19 protein-coding genes are annotated in these 19,865 nt (G+C 66.0%); 12 read left to right on the top strand and 7 right to left on the bottom strand.

Annotated elements, in window-relative coordinates; translation table 11 throughout:
- Nucleotides 1-55: 55 nt before the first annotated feature.
- On the top strand, nt 56-2,260 hold the full coding sequence (locus tag ACUH78_RS10400; protein ID WP_445333446.1) for a RelA/SpoT family protein: 2,205 nt from the start codon (nt 56-58) through the stop codon (nt 2,258-2,260).
- Between the two features lie 54 nt (nt 2,261-2,314).
- On the opposite strand, the gene ppk1 is transcribed toward ACUH78_RS10400, so the two are convergent.
- Nucleotides 2,315-4,399: a polyphosphate kinase 1 gene (ppk1, locus tag ACUH78_RS10395; protein ID WP_445333447.1), complete on the bottom strand. Its 2,085-nt coding sequence runs from the start codon at nt 4,397-4,399 to the stop codon at nt 2,315-2,317.
- Between the two features lie 187 nt (nt 4,400-4,586).
- Between ppk1 and ppx the strand changes: the two genes are divergently transcribed.
- The 7 genes from ppx to ACUH78_RS10360 all read left to right on the top strand — a co-directional run bounded on the left by ppx (nt 4,587) and on the right by ACUH78_RS10360 (nt 11,307).
- Nucleotides 4,587-6,092 (top strand): exopolyphosphatase, encoded by a 1,506-nt coding sequence (ppx, locus tag ACUH78_RS10390; RefSeq protein ID WP_418362670.1) that lies wholly within the window; start codon nt 4,587-4,589, stop codon nt 6,090-6,092.
- 18 nt (nt 6,093-6,110) lie between these two features.
- Nucleotides 6,111-7,211 (top strand): MlaE family ABC transporter permease, encoded by a 1,101-nt coding sequence (locus ACUH78_RS10385; protein ID WP_418362671.1) that lies wholly within the window; start codon nt 6,111-6,113, stop codon nt 7,209-7,211.
- Between the two features lie 8 nt (nt 7,212-7,219).
- Nucleotides 7,220-7,996 carry an ABC transporter ATP-binding protein gene (locus ACUH78_RS10380; protein WP_418362672.1) on the top strand — a complete coding sequence of 259 codons (777 nt, stop codon included), beginning with the start codon at nt 7,220-7,222 and terminating at the stop codon, nt 7,994-7,996.
- Between the two features lies 1 nt (nt 7,997).
- Entirely contained in the window at nt 7,998-8,936 is a 939-nt protein-coding gene (locus ACUH78_RS10375; RefSeq protein ID WP_418362673.1) for an MlaD family protein, read from the top strand.
- Between the two features lie 52 nt (nt 8,937-8,988).
- A complete protein-coding gene (locus ACUH78_RS10370) occupies nt 8,989-9,624 on the top strand; it encodes an ABC-type transport auxiliary lipoprotein family protein (RefSeq protein ID WP_418362674.1) in 636 nt (211 codons plus the stop codon).
- 64 nt (nt 9,625-9,688) lie between these two features.
- Entirely contained in the window at nt 9,689-10,489 is an 801-nt protein-coding gene (locus ACUH78_RS10365; protein WP_418362675.1) for an enoyl-CoA hydratase, read from the top strand.
- 47 nt (nt 10,490-10,536) lie between these two features.
- Nucleotides 10,537-11,307: a TatD family hydrolase gene (locus ACUH78_RS10360; protein ID WP_445333449.1), complete on the top strand. Its 771-nt coding sequence runs from the start codon at nt 10,537-10,539 to the stop codon at nt 11,305-11,307.
- Nucleotide 11,308: 1 nt separating this feature from the next.
- Here the strand turns inward: ACUH78_RS10360 and ACUH78_RS10355 are convergent, their stop codons facing one another.
- A complete protein-coding gene (locus tag ACUH78_RS10355; RefSeq protein ID WP_418362677.1) occupies nt 11,309-11,905 on the bottom strand; it encodes a TetR/AcrR family transcriptional regulator in 597 nt (198 codons plus the stop codon).
- Nucleotides 11,906-12,074: 169 nt separating this feature from the next.
- Here ACUH78_RS10355 and ACUH78_RS10350 point away from each other — a divergent pair, with 169 nt between their 5' ends.
- The 4 genes from ACUH78_RS10350 to ACUH78_RS10335 are packed head-to-tail and all read left to right on the top strand — an operon-like array spanning nt 12,075 to nt 16,277.
- Nucleotides 12,075-12,824: an electron transfer flavoprotein subunit beta/FixA family protein gene (locus ACUH78_RS10350; RefSeq protein WP_418362678.1), complete on the top strand. Its 750-nt coding sequence runs from the start codon at nt 12,075-12,077 to the stop codon at nt 12,822-12,824.
- A 4-nt stretch (nt 12,825-12,828) separates the two neighbouring features.
- Complete coding sequence (locus ACUH78_RS10345) at nt 12,829-13,758, top strand: electron transfer flavoprotein subunit alpha/FixB family protein (protein WP_418362679.1); 930 nt, start codon at nt 12,829-12,831, stop codon at nt 13,756-13,758.
- A gap of 22 nt (nt 13,759-13,780) precedes the next feature.
- Entirely contained in the window at nt 13,781-14,446 is a 666-nt protein-coding gene (locus ACUH78_RS10340; RefSeq protein WP_418362680.1) for an energy-coupling factor ABC transporter permease, read from the top strand.
- A gap of 34 nt (nt 14,447-14,480) precedes the next feature.
- Nucleotides 14,481-16,277: an acyl-CoA dehydrogenase gene (locus ACUH78_RS10335; protein ID WP_418362681.1), complete on the top strand. Its 1,797-nt coding sequence runs from the start codon at nt 14,481-14,483 to the stop codon at nt 16,275-16,277.
- Nucleotides 16,278-16,450: 173 nt separating this feature from the next.
- Here the strand turns inward: ACUH78_RS10335 and ACUH78_RS10330 are convergent, their stop codons facing one another.
- The 5 genes from ACUH78_RS10330 to ACUH78_RS10310 are packed head-to-tail and all read right to left on the bottom strand — an operon-like array spanning nt 16,451 to nt 19,859.
- Nucleotides 16,451-17,233, bottom strand: coding sequence for a peptidylprolyl isomerase (locus ACUH78_RS10330; RefSeq protein WP_418362682.1), 783 nt, complete (start codon nt 17,231-17,233; stop codon nt 16,451-16,453).
- 10 nt (nt 17,234-17,243) lie between these two features.
- Nucleotides 17,244-17,531, bottom strand: a complete 288-nt coding sequence (locus ACUH78_RS10325) for a BolA family protein (protein ID WP_435749823.1) — start codon at nt 17,529-17,531, stop codon at nt 17,244-17,246.
- Nucleotides 17,528-17,827 carry a YciI family protein gene (locus tag ACUH78_RS10320; protein ID WP_445333450.1) on the bottom strand — a complete coding sequence of 100 codons (300 nt, stop codon included), beginning with the start codon at nt 17,825-17,827 and terminating at the stop codon, nt 17,528-17,530. The genes ACUH78_RS10325 and ACUH78_RS10320 overlap by 4 nt, the downstream gene beginning before the upstream one ends.
- On the bottom strand, nt 17,827-18,435 hold the full coding sequence (locus ACUH78_RS10315) for a septation protein A (protein ID WP_418362685.1): 609 nt from the start codon (nt 18,433-18,435) through the stop codon (nt 17,827-17,829). The genes ACUH78_RS10320 and ACUH78_RS10315 overlap by 1 nt, the downstream gene beginning before the upstream one ends.
- Nucleotides 18,432-19,859 carry an ATP-binding protein gene (locus ACUH78_RS10310; RefSeq protein ID WP_445333451.1) on the bottom strand — a complete coding sequence of 476 codons (1,428 nt, stop codon included), beginning with the start codon at nt 19,857-19,859 and terminating at the stop codon, nt 18,432-18,434. The genes ACUH78_RS10315 and ACUH78_RS10310 overlap by 4 nt, the downstream gene beginning before the upstream one ends.
- Nucleotides 19,860-19,865: the final 6 nt, after the last annotated feature.

The following is a 19,865-nucleotide window of genomic DNA, read 5'->3' as shown; positions in this document are numbered from 1 at the left end:
TGACCGGTATGCTACCGCAGCGCTTCCGGATGCCCAATGTGGGATAATCGGCGCCATGGTTTCCGTGACGCATGCCATCGCCCAGGGCGATACCGCACCGCCCATTGACAAGCTCGCCGACGGCCTCGCGCCGATCGAGCGTGACCGCCTTGAATCCGCATTGGAGTGGATTGCCGAACTGTACGAGGGCAAGGTCCTCGGTACCGGCGAATCGACCTGGACGCATGCGATCGGGGCAGCCCTGATCGCCGCGTCGCTGCGCCTCGATGCGGAGACGCGGCTGGCGGCGCTGCTGTTTGCGGCGTGGGAGGAGCTCGATGAGCCCGCCGAGGAGATCGGCGCGCGCTTCGGCAGTGCGGTTGCCGATCTGGTGCGTGGCCTGCACCGGCTGAACGGCTTGCGGGTGCTGACCCGGCTCACGACCAATGCCACCGCACCCGAGATCCGCGCACAGACCGAAGTGCTGCGCAAGATGCTGCTGGCGATGGTCGAGGATATCCGCGTGGTGCTGGTTCGCCTGGCCTCGCGCACGCAGACGCTGCGCTTCCACACCGATCTGCCGGGGGACGCCCGGGTCGAGATTGCGCGTGAAAGCCTCGATATCTATGCGCCGCTCGCCAACCGGCTCGGGGTGTGGCAGCTCAAGTGGGAGCTCGAGGATCTGTCCTTCCGCTTCATCGAGCCAGAGACCTACAAGCGCATCGCGAAGATGCTCGACGAGCGCCGCATCGAACGCGAGCAGTTCATCCAGGATGCGATCGAGCGCCTGCGCAGCGAGCTCGCCGGCGTCGGCATCCAGGCCGAGATCACCGGGCGCGCCAAACACATCTACAGCATCTACAACAAGATGCGGAAGAAGCGGCTCGATTTCTCGCAGGTGTTCGACATCCGCGCGCTGCGGGTGCTGGTGGACGACATCAAGGACTGCTACACGGTGCTGGGCATCGTGCATCAGATCTGGCAGCCGATCGCCAAGGAATTCGACGACTACATCACCAAGCCCAAGGGCAACAACTACCAGTCGCTGCATACCGCGGTGCTGGCGGGCGACGGTCGGGCGCTCGAGGTGCAGATCCGTACCTATGACATGCACCGTCATGCAGAGCTCGGTGTGGCCGCGCACTGGCGCTACAAGGAAGGTGCGAAGGAGGGGGGTGACTACGACGAGAAGATCGCCCTGCTGCGCAACCTGCTTTCGTGGCGCGACGAGGTCACGGACTCCGCGCACTGGATGGAGCAGTTCAAGCGTGCCTCGCTGGACGACACGCTGTACGTGCTGACCCCGCAGGGCAAGGTGATCGACATGCCGCGTGGCGCGACCCCGGTCGATTTCGCCTACCGGCTGCACACCGACCTCGGTCATCACTGTCGTGGCGCCAGGGTCGATGGCCACCTGGTGCCGCTGAACACGCAGCTCGAGAGCGGACAGACGGTCGAGATCGTCGCCGCCAAGGAAGGCGGCCCGTCGCGCGACTGGCTCGATGTGCGCCAGGCCTATGTCGCCACCTCGCGTGCGCGCAACAAGATCAAGCAGTATTTTGCCCAGCTCGACGAGGAAGAGCTGCTGTCGCGCGGGCGCAGCTTCGTGACCCGCGAGATGCAGCGCGACGGCCACGGACAGGCCAATATCGACGGCCTGGCCGAGCGCCTGGGCTTCAAGAACGCAGAGGCGCTGTATCTCGCCGCCGGACGTGGAGAGGTGGGCCCGAGGGCGGTGCAGACCGCGCTGCGCGAGGGCAGCGCACCCGAAACTCCGGCCGGGAACGAGCCGGAGTTCGTCGTCAGCCGCAGCCGTTCCGGCGACAACCAGGACAAGATCCTGATCGTGGGCGTGGGCAAGCTGATGACTTCGCTCTCGCGCTGCTGCAAGCCCGCGCCGCCGGATGCAATCGAAGGCTTCGTCACGCGCGGGCGTGGCATCTCCATCCACCGTGTCGATTGCGCCGACTTCCAGACACTCGCCCGCCAGCACCCGGAACGGGTGATTCCGGCCGAGTGGGGCGAGAAGGCGAACGACACCCGGACTGCGCTGTACCAGGTCGACATCAACGTGCAGGCGGGGGACCGCCAGGGCCTGCTGCGCGACATCTCCGAGGTGCTGTCGCGCGAGAAGCTGAACGTGATCGCCGTCAACACCCTGACCAAGAAGGGCACGGCCTACATGCGCTTCACCATGGAAGTGGGGGGCATCAAGCAGGCGCAGCGGGCGATCACGCTGATCCGCGAAGTGCCGGGGGTGATCGACGCGCAGCGCAAATGAGCCGCGCGCCCACCGGACTCGCTGTTGCGGCGGGCCCGGCCTGCGGTGCCGCGCTCAGCTGCTGGCGGCGAGTTCGTTGAGCAGGATCAGCTGCGCGGAGCGGCGCACGGTGCGCGCGTGCTTGCGCCGGTACTTGCCGTCCGGCAGCATCTCCCAGGCTTGGCAGTTGTCGCCGAGGTAGGGGCGCAGGCCTTCCTTCATCACGCGACGCTTCAGGCGCGGATCGAGCACCGGGAAGGCGATCTCGATGCGGCGGAAGAAGTTGCGGTCCATCCAGTCGGCGCTCGACAGATACATCAGATCCTTGCCGTCGGCATGGAAGTGGAAGATGCGGTGGTGTTCGAGGAAGCGGCCGACCACCGAGCGCACGCGAATGTTCTCCGACAGGCCCGGCACGCCTGGACGCAGCGCGCAAGGCCCGCGGATGATCAGGTCGATTTCCACGCCTGCCTGTGAGGCCTCGTACAGCGCTTCGATGGTTTCCGGCTCGAGCAGCGCGTTCATCTTGGCGATGACGCGCCCGCGCCGCCCCTCGCGCGCGATCTCCGCCTCGCGGCGGATCGCCTCCACCACCCTGGGCTGGAGCGCGAACGGCGCCTGCCAGAGGTGACGGAGTTCGCTCGCCCTGCCCAGTCCGGTGAGCTGCTTGAACACCGTCGCCACCTCGTCGCCGATTTCGGCGTTGCAGGTCATCAGGCCGAAGTCGGTGTAGAAGCGGGTCGTGCGCGGGTGGTAGTTGCCGGTGCCCATGTGCACATAGCGCCGCAGCCCGTCTTCCTCGCGGCGCACGACCATGAGCAGCTTGGCGTGGGTCTTGTAACCGAAGACGCCGTACACCACGTGCGCGCCGACCTCCTCGAGCCGGTTGGCGAGCGTGATGTTCGCCTCCTCGTCGAAGCGCGCCATGAGCTCAAGCACGACGGTGACTTCCTTGCCCTTCTGTGCGGCGCGCGCGAGGTGCTCCATCAGCACCGAGTCGGTGCCGGTGCGATACACCGTCATCTTGATCGCGAGCACCTGTGGGTCGTCTGCGGCGGTGCGCAGCAGGTCGATGACCGGTGCGAAGCTCTGGAAGGGGTGATGAAGCAGGATGTCGCCACTGCGGATCGCGGTGAAGATGTTGCGCCGCTTGTCGAGCGTCTTGGGCAGGCCCGGCACGAAGGGCGTGTATTTGAGGACGGGGCGATCCACCCAGTCCGGTACCTGGATCAGGCGCACGAGGTTCACAATGCCCGGGGTGCGGTACAGGTCGTCGGGGGTCAGATGGAAGTGCTGCAGCAGGAAGCTCGCCATCTCATCGGAGCAGTTGTCGGCGACCTCGAGCCGCACCGCATCACCGAAGTGGCGCTGCTGCAGTTCGCCCTTGAGCGATGCGCGTAGATCCTTGACCTCCTCCTCGTCCACGAAAAGGTCCGAGTTGCGGGTGACGCGGAACTGGTAGCAGCCGAGCACGCGCATGCCGGTGAAGAGCTCGCTGACGTGAGCATGCAGCACGGACGACAGGAAGACGAAGCAGTATTCCTGCTCGCAGAGTTCGCGGGGCAGGCGGATGACACGGGGCAGGGCGCGTGGTGCCTGCACGATCGCGGCGCCGGAGTCGCGCCCGAAGGCGTCGCGCCCCTCCAGTTCTACGGCGAAGTTCAGGCTCTTGTTGAGCACGCGCGGGAAGGGGTGGGCGGGGTCCAGTCCGATCGGCGTGAGCACCGGCATCACCTCGCGCATGAAGTAATCGCGGATCCACGCACGCTGTGCCTCCGACCACAGGCTGCGGCGGAGGAATACGACACCTTCCTGCTCCAGTGCGGGAAGGATGTCGTCATTCAGCATCTCATACTGGTCGGAGATGATCTCATGCACCTCATCGGAAACGCGGGCGAGCAGTTCGGTGGGGGTGATGCCGTCTTCGCCCGATTTCCGGCTGCCGACGCGGATCTGCTCCTTGATGCCCGAGACGCGAATTTCGAAGAATTCGTCGAGGTTGCTCGAAACGATGCAGACGAAACGCAGGCGCTCGAGTAGCGGCACGTCGGGGTCGGCAGCCTGCGCCAGAACCCGGCGCTGGAACTGCAGCAGCGAGAGTTCGCGGTTGAGGAAGTGTTCGGCGGGGTGGGTAAGCAGCGTGTTTCGGGCGATGTTCATGGCGTTTTCCGGGGCGGTGCGTGCTTCGGGATTATGTGACACTTTCGTTGCATCTTCATGACGATGATTTCCGCTCCAGGCGAGATCGGGCGCGGCTTCGAAGAAGTTTTGCACGCAACGATCCAGCGGCCCGCGGTGATAGAATCCGGGCCTCGCGTCCCTGGGGACGCCTGCAGACGGGATAACGATGCGAGATCTGATTGCAGCGATCGATTTGGGTTCGAACAGCTTCCGCCTGCAGGTGGGGCGTATCGTCAACGACCAGATCTATCCGCTCGACGGGCTGAAGGAGGCCGTTCGCCTCGCCGCCGGTCTATCGCCCGACAAGAAGCTCGACCTTGCCTCGCAGCAGCGCGGCGTGCTTGCCCTGCAGCGCTTCCACGAGCGCCTGCGCGATTTCCCCCCCGGGCGCGTGCGTGCGGTGGCAACCAATACCCTGCGGGTGGCGAAGAACGCACCCGAGTTCCTGATCCGCGCCGAGGCGGCGCTCGGCTTCCCGATCGAGGTCATCGCCGGGCGCGAGGAGGCGCGGCTGATCTATGTCGGCGTTGCGCACACGCTGCCCGATCCGCACAAGCAGCAGCTGGTGGTCGACATCGGCGGCGGCTCGACCGAGTTCATCGTCGGCAAGAGCTTCGAGCCGCTGCTGCTGGAGTCGCGCTACATGGGCTGCGTCGGCTTCAGCCTCAGGTTTTTCCCCGATGGGCGCATCGACAAGCGCGGAATGAAGGAGGCGGAACTTGCGGCGCGGCGTGAACTGCAGACGATCTCTGCCGCCTATCGCGAAGCGGGCTGGGAGGAGGCCGTCGGTTCGAGCGGCACCGCCAAGGCGCTGGCCGAGATTCTGGAGCAGAACGGTTTGTCGTCCGGCGGGATCACGCGCGAGGGCCTCGAGAAGCTCAAGGCCCTGCTGTTGCGCGCGGGCAGCATCGACGCGCTCGATCTGGCCGGGCTCAAGGGCGACCGGTTGCCGGTGATCCTCGGCGGCTTCGCCATCATGAGCGCGGTGTTCAAGGAGTTCGCGCTCGAGCAGATGGTGTTCTCCGAAGGCGCCTTGCGCCTCGGCGTGCTTTACGACCTGCTCGGACGTTACCACCACCATGACCTTCGCGACGCGACGATCAGCGCCTTCGTGCGCCGCTATGGCGTCGATGTGCGGCAGGCGCAGCAGGTTGCAGACACCGCTTGTCATCTGCTTGCGCAGCTCGAGCCCGGAATGAGCGACCCGGAAGGGGACGACCAACGCTTCCTGCGCTGGGCGGCGATGGTGCACGAGATCGGCATTTCGGTTGCGCACTCCAGCTATCACAAGCACAGCGCCTACATCGTCGGCAATGCCGACATGCCGGGCTTCTCGCGCATGGACCAGGCGCGCCTGGCCCGGCTCGTGCTGGCGCATCGGGGCAAGCTGGAGCGCGTGGCCTCGGCGATCGATCCGGGCAGTGTGGACTGGCTGTTGATCGCCTGTCTGCGCCTCGCGGTGGTGATCCACCGGGCGCGCGACGCACGGGGCTTGCCGCCAGTGACCTTCTTGCGCGAGGGCAGGGGGTTCAGCCTGACCGCCGCGCCAGGCTGGCTGCAGAAACTTCCCCTGACCGCGGTGGCGCTGGAAGAGGAGCGCCGCCAGTGGCAGGGCGTAGGGCGCTCGCTCTACATCCGCGCACTGAGCCTGCGCACCCCGGTCGCCCCCTGAACGGCCGCGGGCACGCGCATGAACCGGGTGCTCGTGGTCGATGAGACGGGTGCCCGCCTCCGGGGCGACTGGACCCTGCGCGGCCTTGCGCCACATCTGCCTGCGCTGCGCCAGCGCCTGGCCTCCGTTCCTCGAGGCACGGCCTGGTCCTTGCTGGAGCTTGCACGCCTGGACAGCTTCGGTGCCACGCTGATCTGGCAGGCTTGGGGGCGCGCCTGGCCTGCGCGCCTGCAGGCGAGCGAGGCTCAGCGTACGATCATCGCTCGCATCGCCCAGGCGGATGCACACCCTCTACCCGTGGCGAGGCGAGGCGGTCCCGTAGAGGCGATACGCCTGCTCGGGGAGACGCTGATCGCATTCCTCGCGCACCTGCGTGCATTCCTAGCACTGCTCGGGACGCTGTTTCTCGATTTGCTGCATCTGCTGCAACACCCACGCCAGTGGCCGCTGCTGGAGATCTCGGCGACGGTGCACAAGGTCGGCGTGAAAGCGATGCCGGTGTCCGCGCTGGTGGGCTTCCTGATCGGGGTAGTGCTGTCCTACCTGTCCTCGCTGCAACTCAGGACCTTCGGTGCAGATGCCTTCATCGTGGATATCCTCGGGATGGGTATCATCCGTGAGCTTGGACCGGTGCTGGTGTCCGTGCTCGTGGCCGGGCGCTCCGGCTCCGCGATGACGGCCCAACTCGGTGTGATGCGGGTGACGGAGGAGATCGACGCGCTTGCCGCGATGGGCGTGTCGCGCTCGCTGCGGTTGGTGCTGCCAAAGGTGCTCGGGCTCACCCTCGCCATGCCGCTGCTGGTGTTGTGGACCTCGGCCATGGCCTTGCTGGGCGGCTGGGTGTCCGCATGGGTTGAGCTTGACCTCAGTTTCCAGTATTTCGTCACCGCGCTGCCCGATGCGGTGCCGGTGGCGAACCTGTACATCGGGTTGGCGAAGGGCGCGGTGTTCGGGCTGCTGATCGCGCTCATCGCCTGCCACTTCGGCCTGCGCGTGCAGCCCAACACCGAAAGCCTGTCTTCGCACACCACGGCCTCGGTGGTGTCGGCGATCACGGTGGTGATCCTGGTCGATGCCGTGTTCGCGATCGCCACCCGGTCGATCGGCCTTCCGGTATGAGGGCGGCAATGAGCGAGCGGGTCGTATCCCTGCGCGGCATCCTTACCCGCTTCGGGCGCAACGTGGTGCACGAGGCCCTGGACCTCGACATCCGACGTGGCGAGATCGTTGCGCTGGTCGGCGGGTCGGGTAGCGGCAAGACCACGCTGCTGCGCCACATCATCGGGCTCACCCGGCCCCAATCGGGCGAGGTCGAACTGTTCGGCGAACCCCTGCACGCGGGCAGCGAGGCCGAACGCCTGGCACGGCGCCAGCGCTTCGGTGTGCTCTTTCAGCAGGGGGCGCTGTTCTCGGCCTTCACGGTGTTCGAGAACATTGCCTTTCCCCTGCGTGAACTTGGTATGGTCAGTGAGGCCGAAATCCGCGATCTGGTCGCGCTCAAGCTTGCGATGGTGGAGATGGAGCCCGAGCACGCCCTGCTGATGCCAGCCGAACTCTCCGGCGGCATGGTCAAGCGGACCGCGCTGGCACGGGCGCTGGCGCTGGAGCCGGAGCTGCTGTTGCTCGACGAACCCACGGCCGGGCTCGATCCCGATCGCAGTGTGGCCTTCGTGCGCCTGATCCGCTCGCTGCATGCGGAGCTGGGGCTGACCGTGGTGCTGGTCACGCACGACCTCGACACCCTGGCCGCCATGGCGACCCGGGTCGCCGTGCTGGCCGAGCGCCGCATCGTGAGCTTTGCCACGCTGGAAGAGACGTTGAAGGTGGATCATCCTTTCGTGCAGCGCTTCTTCCTGGGCGAGAATGGACGCCGGGCGCTGGAGCGCGTCAGGGGAGTGCATTGAGATGGAAAACCGGGCATACGCCTTCGCTGCCGGTCTGTTTGCCCTCGTGCTGGGGGCAGGGGTGGTGTTCGCGGTGTGGTGGTTCTCCCAGGAACGGGAGGCGACGCGGGAGTTCGTGCTCGTGGCGCGAGGGGACATCAACGGGCTGGCCGAGCAGTCGCGGGTGCGCTTTCGCGGTCTTGCGGTCGGCAATGTGCGCGCCATCCACATCGACCCGGAGGATCCAGGCAATCTGATCATCCGTGTGCGCGTGCGCGCAGACGTCCCCGTCACCCGCGGCACCACGGCCTCGCTCGGCACCATGGGGGTGACCGGCCTGGCCTTCGTCCAGCTCGATGATCGGGGGGACGATCCGCGGCCGCTCGCTGAAGGAGAGGGTGCGGATGCCCGCATTACCCTGCGCCCCGGTCTGGTCGACGTGCTCGGGGTGCGCGCGATCGCCGCCCTGGAGCAGATGCAGACGCTGGGCGAACGCATCAATGCGCTGCTGGACGACGAGAACAGCGCGCGCCTGCGCAATACCTTGGCGAGGCTCGAATCGGCTGCAGTTGGCCTCGATCGTAGTGTCGGCGAACTGCCGGAGACGCTCGCCTCCCTGCGGCGCGTGCTGAGCGAGGACAACGTCGCCCGGCTTTCATCGCTGCTGTTGCGGGCGGATGCTGCGGCCGCAGAGGTGAGTCCGGCGCTGGCCGACCTGCGCCGCCTGATGCAGCGCCTCGAGGTGGTTTCCTCCAGTCTGGACGAGGCCGCCACCTCGACTGCGCAGGGGCTGGCGGGTGAGACGCTGCCGCAGTTGAACACCTTGCTCCGTGAGCTCGTGGGCACTGCGCATCGGCTCGGGCGTTTTGCCGAGGAGATCGAAACCTCCCCGCAGATCCTGCTCACTGGCCGTGCTGCGGCCTTGCCGGGGCCGGGCGAGCCGGGGTTCGAAGGACGGTGATGATGTCAGTCTGCGTGCCTTCGTGTTCCGACCGAATTGCTATCAGGAACGCATGATGAATCTTCCCGCTCCGCTGGCTCGCACCCTGCTGGTCGCGCTCTTCGCCTGGCTGCTCGGTGCCTGTTCCGCAATCGTGCCCAAGCCGGCAGTCATGGCGCAGTACGATCTCGGACCTTTCGCCCCGCGCGGTCTGGATGAGGCGTTTGCGCCCGTCCGGATCGAGGTGACGGCGGCGCCCTGGCTTGCGTCGTCTGCCATGCAGTACCGGCTCGATGCCTCCGATCCGGCCCAACGGCGGGTTTATGTGCATAGCCGCTGGGTGTCTTCGCCGCCGGCGATGCTGCGCCAGGCCCTTGCCCGCAGCCTGGGTTCGCTCGAGGGCAACGGCGGGTGCCGCCTGCGCATCGAACTCGATGAGTTCATTCAGCGCTTTGACGGTGCAGGCATGAGCCGGGTGGAGGTTCTTGTGCGGGCCAGTCTGCTGCCCGCGCGTGGAGATCGCGTCCTTGCTGCGCGTGCCTTCGAGCTTGCGGCGCCCGCACCGAGCGCCGATGCAGCAGGGGGGGTGCTGGCCCATCGCGAGGCGGTGGGCGGGCTCGTCCAGAGGCTTGGGGAGTGGATGCAGATCCTTGGCCGCGACATGACAGGCGAGACAGGATGCGAGGGGCTGGTGCAACGGGGCAATTGACGTTAACGTTAACTTCCATCGGAGCGAAGGCTCCGGGACCGACACCTTACGGAGGAGACCCGTCATGACTGCACACGAAGAGCGTCCGAACGAACCCATCCTGCTGCGCCGCGACGAAGGCGGCATCGCCACGCTCACTCTGAACCGGCCGCAGCAGTTCAACTCGCTGTCGATGGCGATGCTCGAAGCGCTGATTGGCGCCATCGACGACATCGCGCGGGACGAGAGCGTGCGTGCGGTCGTGATCGCGGGCGAGGGCAAGGCCTTCTGCGCGGGCCACGACCTCAAGGAAATGCGCTCGAACCACGCGCTCGCCTTCCACCAGCAACTCTTCCGCCTGTGCGGCAAGTTCATGATGAAGCTGACCGAGATGCCGCAGCCGGTGATCGCCCGGGTGCACAGCATCGCCACCGCGGCTGGCTGCCAGCTGGTGTCGATGTGCGATCTGGCGGTGGCGTCCGAGAATGCGCGCTTCGCGGTGTCCGGGATCAACGTGGGCCTGTTCTGCGCTACGCCCAGCGTTGGCCTGTCGCGCAACGTCGGGCGCAAGGAGGCCTTCGAGATGCTCGTCACCGGCGACTTCATCGATGCTCGCGAGGCGCAGCGCCGTGGGCTGGTGAACCGTGTGGTGCCGCCCGATGAGCTCGATGCCGAGGTCGAGCGGCTGTGCGCATCCATCCTCGCCAAGTCGCCGCTGGCGATCCGCATGGGCAAGCAGATGTTCTACAAGCAGCTCGAGATGGGACTCGATGCAGCCTATCAGCTCGCCTCCGAGACCATGGCGTGCAACATGATGTGCGAGGATGCGGGCGAGGGGATCGACGCCTTCGTGGCGAAGCGCAAACCCGAATTCCGCGGGCGCTGAAGGCGCAGCGTCGCGCAAGGGCCAGCCCGCTCCGGAGGGGGCAGTCGATGCTGATCGATTCGCACATCCACCTCGATGCTGCCGAGTTCGACCCGGACCGCACCGTGCTCATCGAGCGTGCGCGTGCGGTCGGGGTGCGCGGCTTCGTGGTGCCCGGCGTGGCGCGGGAAGGTTTCGCCGGGCTGCTGTCCCTGGCCGCCGCCCGCCGGGATGTGTGTGTCGCGCTCGGGATCCATCCTCTGTATGTGATGCGGGCCGCGATGGAAGACCTCGAGATCCTCGACACCCACCTGGCCGCGGGCGAGGCGCATGCGGTGGGGGAGATCGGTCTCGATCACTTCGTCGCCGATGTCGACCCGGTGCGCCAGCTGGAATTCTTTCGTGCGCAGCTGCGTCTTGCACGCAGGCACGGACTGCCGGTCATCCTGCATGTGCGGCGGGCGGTGGACCCGATTCTGCGCGAGCTGCGCCGTGCGGGCATCTGCGGCGGCATCGCGCACGCCTTCAACGGCAGCCGGCAGCAGGCGGAGATCTTCATTTCGCTGGGCTTCAAGCTCGGTTTCGGCGGGGCGATGAGCTATGAGGGCTCCAGCCGGATTCGCGCGCTGGCGCGCACGCTGCCCTTGTCCTCGATCGTGCTCGAGACCGATGCGCCCGATATTCCGCCAGCGTGGGCGCCTGGCCAGCGCAATCTGCCGGAAAACCTTGCCCGCTATGCACAGGTGCTCGCCGGGCTGCGGGACATCACGGAGGAGGAGGTAGTCGAGACCACCGGGCGCAACGTGCAGGAGACGCTGGGTGGCTGGCGCCCGCGCTGAGTCAACCTGTCTGGCGACAGGCGCTGGAGCGTGCGATGAGGTCGGCGATGTCGCGCTTGAGCCGCCCGACGTCACTGTCGAATTTATCGTAGATCATCAGCGAAACGCCGAACACATAGGCGTAGAGCAGCATGCAGCGGCTGGAGGCTTCTTCCATCGGCACCCCGCAGGCGAGGAAGAGGTCGCGCGCGCAGCGCAGGCGCACGTCGTCCACCTCGGCCACGATCGCCCCGGCTTCGGCGTCCCTGCGCGCCCAGTCACGGACAGCGAGTTCGATCATCATGCCGCGCCGGCTGCGGCTGGCGCTATACACGTCGATCACGTGGTAGATCTGCTCCAGCTCGCGACCAGGCTGCGCCCGTGTCTGCTTGATGATGTCGCGGATGCGCCCGTCCTTCCAGTGCGTGAGTACGGCCATCAGCAGGTCGCGGCGGTCGGTGAAGTGCCAGTAGAAGCTGCCTTTGGTGACCTTCAGCCGTTTTGCCAGCACCTCCACGCGCAGGCCGGCGATGCCTTCCTCGGCGAGCACTTCGGTCGCGCCCGCGATCCACGCGTCGCGGTCGAGCTGGGTACGGGGTTTCTTGGCGCTTGTTTCCATACGCCGTAGTATTGACGATTCCGGGGCCATACGCTACCGTATGCGCGATACTTTTCCGTATGGCGATGTTGCCCTGCAGCAGTGCCATCGGTGGAGCGCGGTGACATAATCGATTCGTCCGGTCTGCAGAGCCGGTGTCCAGTCAGAAATCAGAGAGGAGTGCGGCAGAGTGAAAGTTCTCGTACCCGTCAAGCGTGTCGTGGATTACAACGTCAAGGTGCGCGTCAAGGCCGATGGCAGTGGCGTGGATCTGGCCAATGTGAAGATGAGCATGAACCCCTTCGACGAAATTGCCGTCGAGGAGGCCGTGCGCCTGAAGGAGGCCGGTGTCGCCAGCGAGGTCGTGGCGGTCAGCTGCGGCGTGGGCGCCTGCCAGGAGACGCTGCGCGCGGCGATGGCCATCGGTGCCGATCGCGGCATCCTGGTCGAGACCGACGTCGAGTTGCAGCCGCTGGCTGTCGCCAAGCTGTTGAAGGCGGTGTGCGACAAGGAGCAGCCGAGCCTGGTCGTGTGCGGCAAGCAGGCCATCGACGACGATGCCAATCAGACCGGTCAGATGCTGGCGGCGCTCGCGGGCTGGCCGCAGGCCACCTTTGCTTCGAAGGTCGCGATCGCCGACGGCAAGGCCTCGGTGACGCGCGAGATCGACGGTGGCCTGGAGACCTTGTCGGTCAAGCTGCCGGCGGTGGTGACCACCGATCTGCGTCTGAACGAGCCGCGTTACGCCACGCTGCCCAACATTATGAAGGCGAAGAAGAAGCCGCTGGAGACCGTCAAGCCCGAGGATCTGGGCGTGGATGTGGCGCCCCGGCTGAGCACGCTGAAGGTGTCCGAGCCGCCCAAGCGCAGCGCGGGCGAACGCGTGGCGGACGTCGCGCAGCTGGTCGACAAACTCAAGAACGTTGCGAAGGTGATCTGAAATCATGACCATTCTCGTCATTGCCGAACACGACAACCAATCGATCAAGGCGGCCACCCTCAACACCGTGACCGCTGCCTCCCGGCTGGGGGGCGACCTTCACGTGCTGGTGGCCGGTGCGGGCTGCGGCGCGGCGGCCGAAGCCGCGGCCAAGATCGCCGGTGTGGCCAAGGTGCTGGTGTGCGATGCGCCGCAGTACGAAGCGCAGACGGCCGAGAACGTGGCCGAGCTGGTGAAGGGCCTCGCCGCTGGCTACAGCCATGTCCTCGCCCCGGCCACGCCGGCGGGCAAGAACATGCTGCCGCGCGTGGCTGCGCTGCTCGATGTGGCGCAGATCAGCGACATCGTCGCGGTGGAATCTGCCGATACCTTCGTGCGCCCGATCTACGCCGGCAACGCGCTGGCCACGGTCAAGAGCGCCGATGCGGTCAAGGTCATCACCGTGCGCACCACCGCCTTCGACGCGGCGGGCGACGGCAATGCCGCGCCGGTCGAGGCCGTCGCCGCTGCGGCGGACCTGGGCGTGACTGCGCTCGTGGGGCGCGAGATCGTCAAGAGCGCGCGCCCGGAGCTGGGTGCGGCCAAGGTCATCGTATCGGGTGGTCGCGGCCTGGGCAGCGGTGAGAACTACCACCAGCTGCTCGAGCCGCTGGCGGACAAGCTCGGCGCGGCACTGGGCGCGAGCCGCGCGGCGGTCGATGCGGGCTACTGCCCGAACGACTACCAGGTCGGGCAGACCGGCAAGATCGTGGCGCCCCAGCTCTACATCGCGGTGGGCATCTCGGGCGCGATCCAGCACCTGGCCGGCATGAAGGACTCCAAGGTGATCGTCGCGATCAACAAGGATCCGGACGCGCCGATCTTCCAGGTGGCCGATTATGGCCTGGTGGGCGACCTGTTCCAGGTGGTGCCGGAACTGACCGGCGCGCTCTGAGCGGGTCCGCAGGGCAATCAGCATGGACCTCCCGGCCTCCCTCTATCCGGCGGCGTGGCAGGGGGGGCTGCTGATTATCGCGATGCTCGGTCTGTACCTGACCGCGCGTCGTGCGCCATGGAGCAGGCTGGGCGAAGCCACGAAGCTGCATCTGGTGCTGGGCTTCGCGGTGGCGCTGACATTGGTGTGGAGTATGAAGGCAGGGGTTCAGCCGGGGCTGAACCTGCATCTGCTCGGCGCCATGGCGGCAACCCTGGTCCTGGGCGCGTGGCTTGCCGTCGTGAGCATGAGCCTGGCGCTGCTGGGGGTGCTCGCCAACGGTGGCATCGGGCTTGCGGACTGGCCCGTGAATTTCGTTCTGATGGCGCTGCTGCCCGTGCTCATCGCGAATGGGATCCGGTACCTGGCCGAACGGGTGTTGCCCGCGCATTTCTTCATCTTCGTGTTCGTGGTCGGCTTCGCCGGCGCTGCGTTGACGGTGATGCTGCAGGGTGGGATCGCTGCGGCCTCGCTCGCCCTTGCAGGCGCGTACCCGGCGGGATTCCTGCTCGAAGAGTACCTGCCCTTCTTCCTGCTGCTCGGGTTTTCCGAGGGCTGGATCAGCGGCGCGGTGATCACGCTGATGGTGGTGTATCGGCCGGAGTGGGTCGCTGCGTTCGACGATCGACGCTATCTGCTCAACAAGTAAGGCTTTCTAAACAATTTCGGAGCGCCAAAAAATCATGAGTCAATATAACGCCCCCATCCGCGACATGCAGTTCGTCATGCAAGAGCTTGCCGGACTGGACGAAGTGGTGAAGCTGCCGGGTAACGAGGAAGTCTCGGCAGATCTGGTCGATGCGATCCTCGAAGAGGCCGACAAGTTCGCCAGCGGCGTGCTGGCGCCCCTGAACTGGACGGGTGACCAGGAAGGCGCGAAGTGGAACGACGGCGAAGTGGCCACTGCACCGGGCTGGAAGGACGCCTACAAGCAGTTTGCCGAATCCGGCTGGACTGCGCTTGCCTGCGAGCCCGAGTACGGCGGTCAGGGCCTGCCGAAGTTGCTCGCCACGGCGGTCATGGAGATGTGGAAGTCGGCCAACATGGCCTTCTCGCTGTGCCCGATGCTTACCAACGGTGCGATCGAAGCACTGATGCTGCGCGGAAATGTCGAGCAGAAGAACATGTACCTGCCGAAGATGATCTCGGGTGAGTGGACCGGCACGATGAACCTGACCGAGCCCAACGCAGGCTCGGATCTCGCTGCGGTACGCACCCGCGCCGAGCCGCAGGGGGATGGCACCTACAAGATCTTCGGGCAGAAGATCTTCATCACCTACGGCGAGCACGACCTCACCGACAACATCATTCACCTCGTGCTGGCGCGGTTGCCGGACGCCCCCGAGGGCGTCAAGGGCATCTCGCTGTTCGTGGTGCCCAAGTTCATGGTGAACGCCGATGGGCTCCCGGGCGCCCGTAACGACGTGCACTGCGTGTCGATCGAGCACAAGCTCGGCATTCACGCCAGCCCGACCGCGGTGCTCGCGTTCGGTGACAACGGTGGCGCGATCGGCACCCTGGTGGGTGAGCCGAACCGCGGCCTCGAGTACATGTTCATCATGATGAACGAAGCCCGCTTCGCGGTCGGCATGGAAGGTCTTGCACTCTCCGAGCGCGCCTACCAGCATGCGCTGCAGTACGCAAAGGAGCGCATCCAGGGAACCGAGGCCGGCGTGCGCGGTGGCCCCAAGGTCAGCATCCTCCACCACGCTGACGTCCGCCGCCTGCTCATGAACATGAAGAGCCGGACCGAGGCCATGCGTGCGCTCGCGTACGTGGTCGGCGCCGCAACCGATAAGGCACACAGCCACCCGGACGAAGCGGTGCGTGTCCAGAGCCAGGCTTTCGTTGATCTGATGATTCCGGTGGTGAAGGGCTGGTGCACCGAAAATTCGATCGACGTCACTTCGGACGGCGTGCAGGTTCATGGCGGGATGGGCTTCATCGAGGAAACCGGAGCGGCCCAGTTTTTCCGCGACTCCCGCATCACCACCATCTACGAAGGCACGACCGCGATCCAGGCCAATGACCTGATCGGACGAAAGATCGCTCGCGAGAACGGCGCCACCGTCGGAGCCGTGGTGCAGATGATGCGCGCCGTGGAAGCCGAACTCGAGGGCGTTCAGGATGCGTCCTTCGCCGCCATCGCGCGCTCGCTCAAGACGGGCATCTCCGCGGTAGAAGAGGCGGTGGCCTACATCCTTGCAACCTACGCCAAGGACATCAAGGCCGCTTCGGTCGGCTCGGTGCCGTTCCTGAAGCTGCTCGGTATCGTCACCGGCGGCTGGCAGATGGCCCGCGCTGCGCTGGTCGCCAAGCGCAAGCTCGAAGCGGGTGAGGGCGATGCGGGCTTCTACACGGCCAAGATCGTCACCGCACGCTTCTATGCGGATCATGTGCTGTCGCAGGCTTCGGGCCTGGCCTACACGGTGGTGAATGGTGCTGCAGGCGCGCTCGAGTTGAGCGAAGAACAGTTCTGATCCGCAGGGCCCCGGTCCTACCGGGGCCTTCGGTCGGATCGCTACCTGCAGAAGGGGCAAAAGGAAACGCCCGTCCGGCATGTACCGGGCGGGCGTTTCCTTTCCTGACCTAGGGGCAGGTTTCCCCGCCCCACAGCGTCATCTGCCAGCCCCGAAAGGGGCTGCCAGCGTACTTACTCGACCTTCGCCTTCTCGCGCAGTTCGAGAACGTGGCGCTCGACTTTCTGCTGTTGCAGGCGCTGCTCGAGTTGGGCCTTCACTTCCTCGAAGGGAGGCGCCTGTACGTCGCGGACATCGTCGAGCTGAATCACGTGGTAGCCGAAGTCGCTCTTGACCGGAGTGCTGGTGTACTTGCCCTTCTCCAGCTTGACCATGGCTTCGGAGAACGGCTGCACGTACATGCCGGGGTTGCTCCAGCCCAGGTCGCCGCCGCGCTCACGCGAACCGGGGTCGCGCGAATCCTTGGCGACTTCCTCAAACGGCGTGCCGTTCTGCAGGCGGGCGATGATGGCCTTGGCTTCGTTCTCGGTTTCGACCAGGACGTGGCGCGGCTTATATTCCTTGTCGCCCATGCGGCCCTTGATCGCCTCGTATTCCTTCTTCAGGTCGGCTTCGCTGACCGGGTTGGTGCGCACGTATTCCTGCAGGTATGCGCGGATCAGGATGGCCTGGCGTGCCAACTCCATCTGCGCATTCACGTCTGCCTTCTTGTCCAGACCCTTTTTGCCCGCTTCCTGGCTCAGTACCTCGCGGCGGATGAGTTCCTCGCGCACCGCATTGCGGAGCTGCTCTCCCTCGGGAGCGCCCTGGGCACGCTGTTCGGCGAGCATGGCCTCAGCGCGGGCAGCGGGGATCGTGGCCCCGTTCACCTTGGCGACAGAGTCGGCAGCGACGGCGGGAAGGGCGAGGAAGCCGGCGAGCAGGGTGATGGCGAGACGGCTCGGAAAATGTTTCATGGAGATTCCTTCAGTTTGCTTGTGAGTTGGCCTCGGTGGCCGAAAGCGCGCGAATGGCGAGGGCATGGACATCCCTCTTCATCATGTCGCCAAGCGCGTCGTAGATCATACGCTGTCGGAGCACTCTGCTACAGCCTTCGAATGCTTCCGACACGATGAAAACCCGGTAATGCCCACCTCCGTCGCGCGCGCCAGCATGCCCGGCGTGGAGGGCGCTGTCATCCAGGATCTCGAGTTGCTGCGGCGACAACCGCTCGGCCAGGATCGTGTGGATGCGTGCAGCGGTCTCCGCGCTCATGGGAGGACCTTGCGGAAGGGGTGCACGCGCGTACGTGCGAATACGCCCTCGCGTACATAGGGGTCTTCGGCGAGCCAGGCTTCGGCGCTGGCGAGCGAGTCGAACTCCGCCACGACCAGGCTGCCGGCAAATCCGGCCGGGCCTGGGTCGGGGCTGTCGATCGCCGGCATCGGGCCGGCCAGCAGCAGGCGGCCCGCGTCGCGCAGCGCTTCGAGCCTGGCGAGGTGCTCGGGGCGAACCGCCAGGCGTGTCTCCAGCGCCCCGGGCGCATCCTCTCCGATCAGAGCGTAGTACATCAGTTGGTTTCCTCTTCCATGTAGCGGGACAGATAAAAGCCCTGGCCGAGCACGAAGGCAAGCATCAGCCCCATGCCGCCGAACATCTTGAAATTGACCCAGGTTTCCTCACTGAAACTGTAGGCGACATACAGGTTCAGCAGGCCCATCGCGATGAAGAAACCGGCCCAGGCGAGATTCAGGCGTCCCCAGATTTCGTCGGGCAGCTTGATCTGCGCTTCGAGCATCTTGCGGATGAGGTTGCGCTGCAGCAGCGTGGCCGAGCCGAGCAGCACCGTGCCGAACATCCAGTACAGGGCGGTCGGCTTCCACTTGATGAAGGTCGGGTTGTGGAAGAACAGCGTCGCACCGCCGAAGACGACGATGATCGCGAGGCTGACCCAGAGCATGGTGTCGACCTTGCGGTGCTTGAGCCAAACGATCGCAATCTGCAGGAAGGTGGCGAGGATGGCCACGAAGGTTGCAATGAGGATCGGTGCCTGGGTGGGGGCGATGCCGTCGCCAAGCCAGCCGCTCGCGATGGCATGGGTGGCTTCGGGGTTTGCGCCACCGATTTTGTAGGCGGCGAAGAAGAGGATGACCGGTAGCAGGTCGAAGAGGAATTTCATGATTTCTGACGATCGCCGTTCGTGACAGGGTGCATTCTATCGTGTTCGCCGACGCTCTCCGGCAGCGGCAGGCACAGGACGGCGCGCAGGCCGCCTCCCGGGCGCGCCAGCAGGTCGAGCCGCCCGCGGTGGGCACGCATCACCCGGTCCACGATGGCCAGCCCCAAACCGGCGCCCTTGGTGTTCGAGCGCGCCTGTTCGAGCCGGGTGAAGGGTTGTCGCAGACGTTCGACCTCATGCTCCGGAATGCCAGGTCCACGGTCGGCGAGCTCGATGCATGCAAAGCCGTCGGCGCGGTCGACCTTCAGATCCAGGCCGGTGTTCCCTTCCGCGTAGCGCAACGCATTGTCGATCAGATTGGCTAGGGCGCGGCGGATCGAGAGGGCCCGCGCCGGGGCGAAGACCGGCTCCGGCGCATCGAGACGGATGTTGACGCCACGCAGGCGATAGGGCTCGCTGACTTCGCGTGCGAGCTGGGCGAGGTCGGTCGGGTGCGGGCTCTCCTGAGGGTCGCCACGGCCGAAGTCGAGGAACTGCCCGATGATCCGGTCCATTTCCTCGATGTCGGTCACCATCGCGCTCACCTCGCTCTCCGGCGCGCCGGACATTTCGATGCCCAGACGCAGGCGGGCGAGGGGGGTGCGCAGATCGTGCGACACGCCGGCGAGGATCAGGGCCCGGTCTTCGTCCATGCGCGCGAGGTTCCCTGCCATCTGGTTGAAGGCGCGGGCCACGACCGCGATCTCTTCGGCGCCATTGTCCAGGAGCGGAGGGGGGCGTTCCCCTTGTCCTACAAGGCGCGCCGCACCTGCGAGCTGTCGCAACGGTGCGCTGATGTGGGCCACGATCAGGTACGCGCCGACCAGTGCAGCAAGCAAGGCGCCGCTGCCCCATCCAAGCCAGTCGAGGTTGTCTGGGCTGTCGATGCGCTCCGGAGGCAGCATGACCCAGTATTCGTCATGAGCGTCGTCCGGATCGAGCCGGAAGCTCACCCAGAAGCCGTCAAGCGACTTCCATCGGGTTGCAAATCGGGTGTGCTCGCCCAGTTGGCGGCGCACGTCCGCAGTCAGCAGCCGCATCGGGCGCGTATCGGGAAGCGGCATCAACTCGTCGCTGGCCTCGGCGGGGTAGATGCGGATTCCTTCCAGCGCGGCGAGCTCGATCAGCAGGTCCATGCGCCGTTCGAGGTCGGCGTTGATCAGCGCGGTGCGGGTGAGGTTCACCACCGATACGACCATCTGCGCCACATCGCGCGCGCGCGCGGGTTCCTGGAAATAGCGGAAGATCTGCGACCAGATACCGAGGGTGAGGATCAGCAGCAGCGCAATCAGCAGGAAGGTCTGGCCGAGCAGGGTCCGTGGCCGCGGACCGGGGCGGCGCTCGCCCGCCGTGCCCTGCGCGGTGGCAGCCTTGTGCCGGACCATTGCTGC

The sequence above is a fragment of the Thauera sp. ZXT1-4 genome (genome assembly GCF_052598215.2).
Note: the sequence above shows the minus strand (reverse complement) of the source record. Positions and strands in the feature narration are given on the sequence as shown.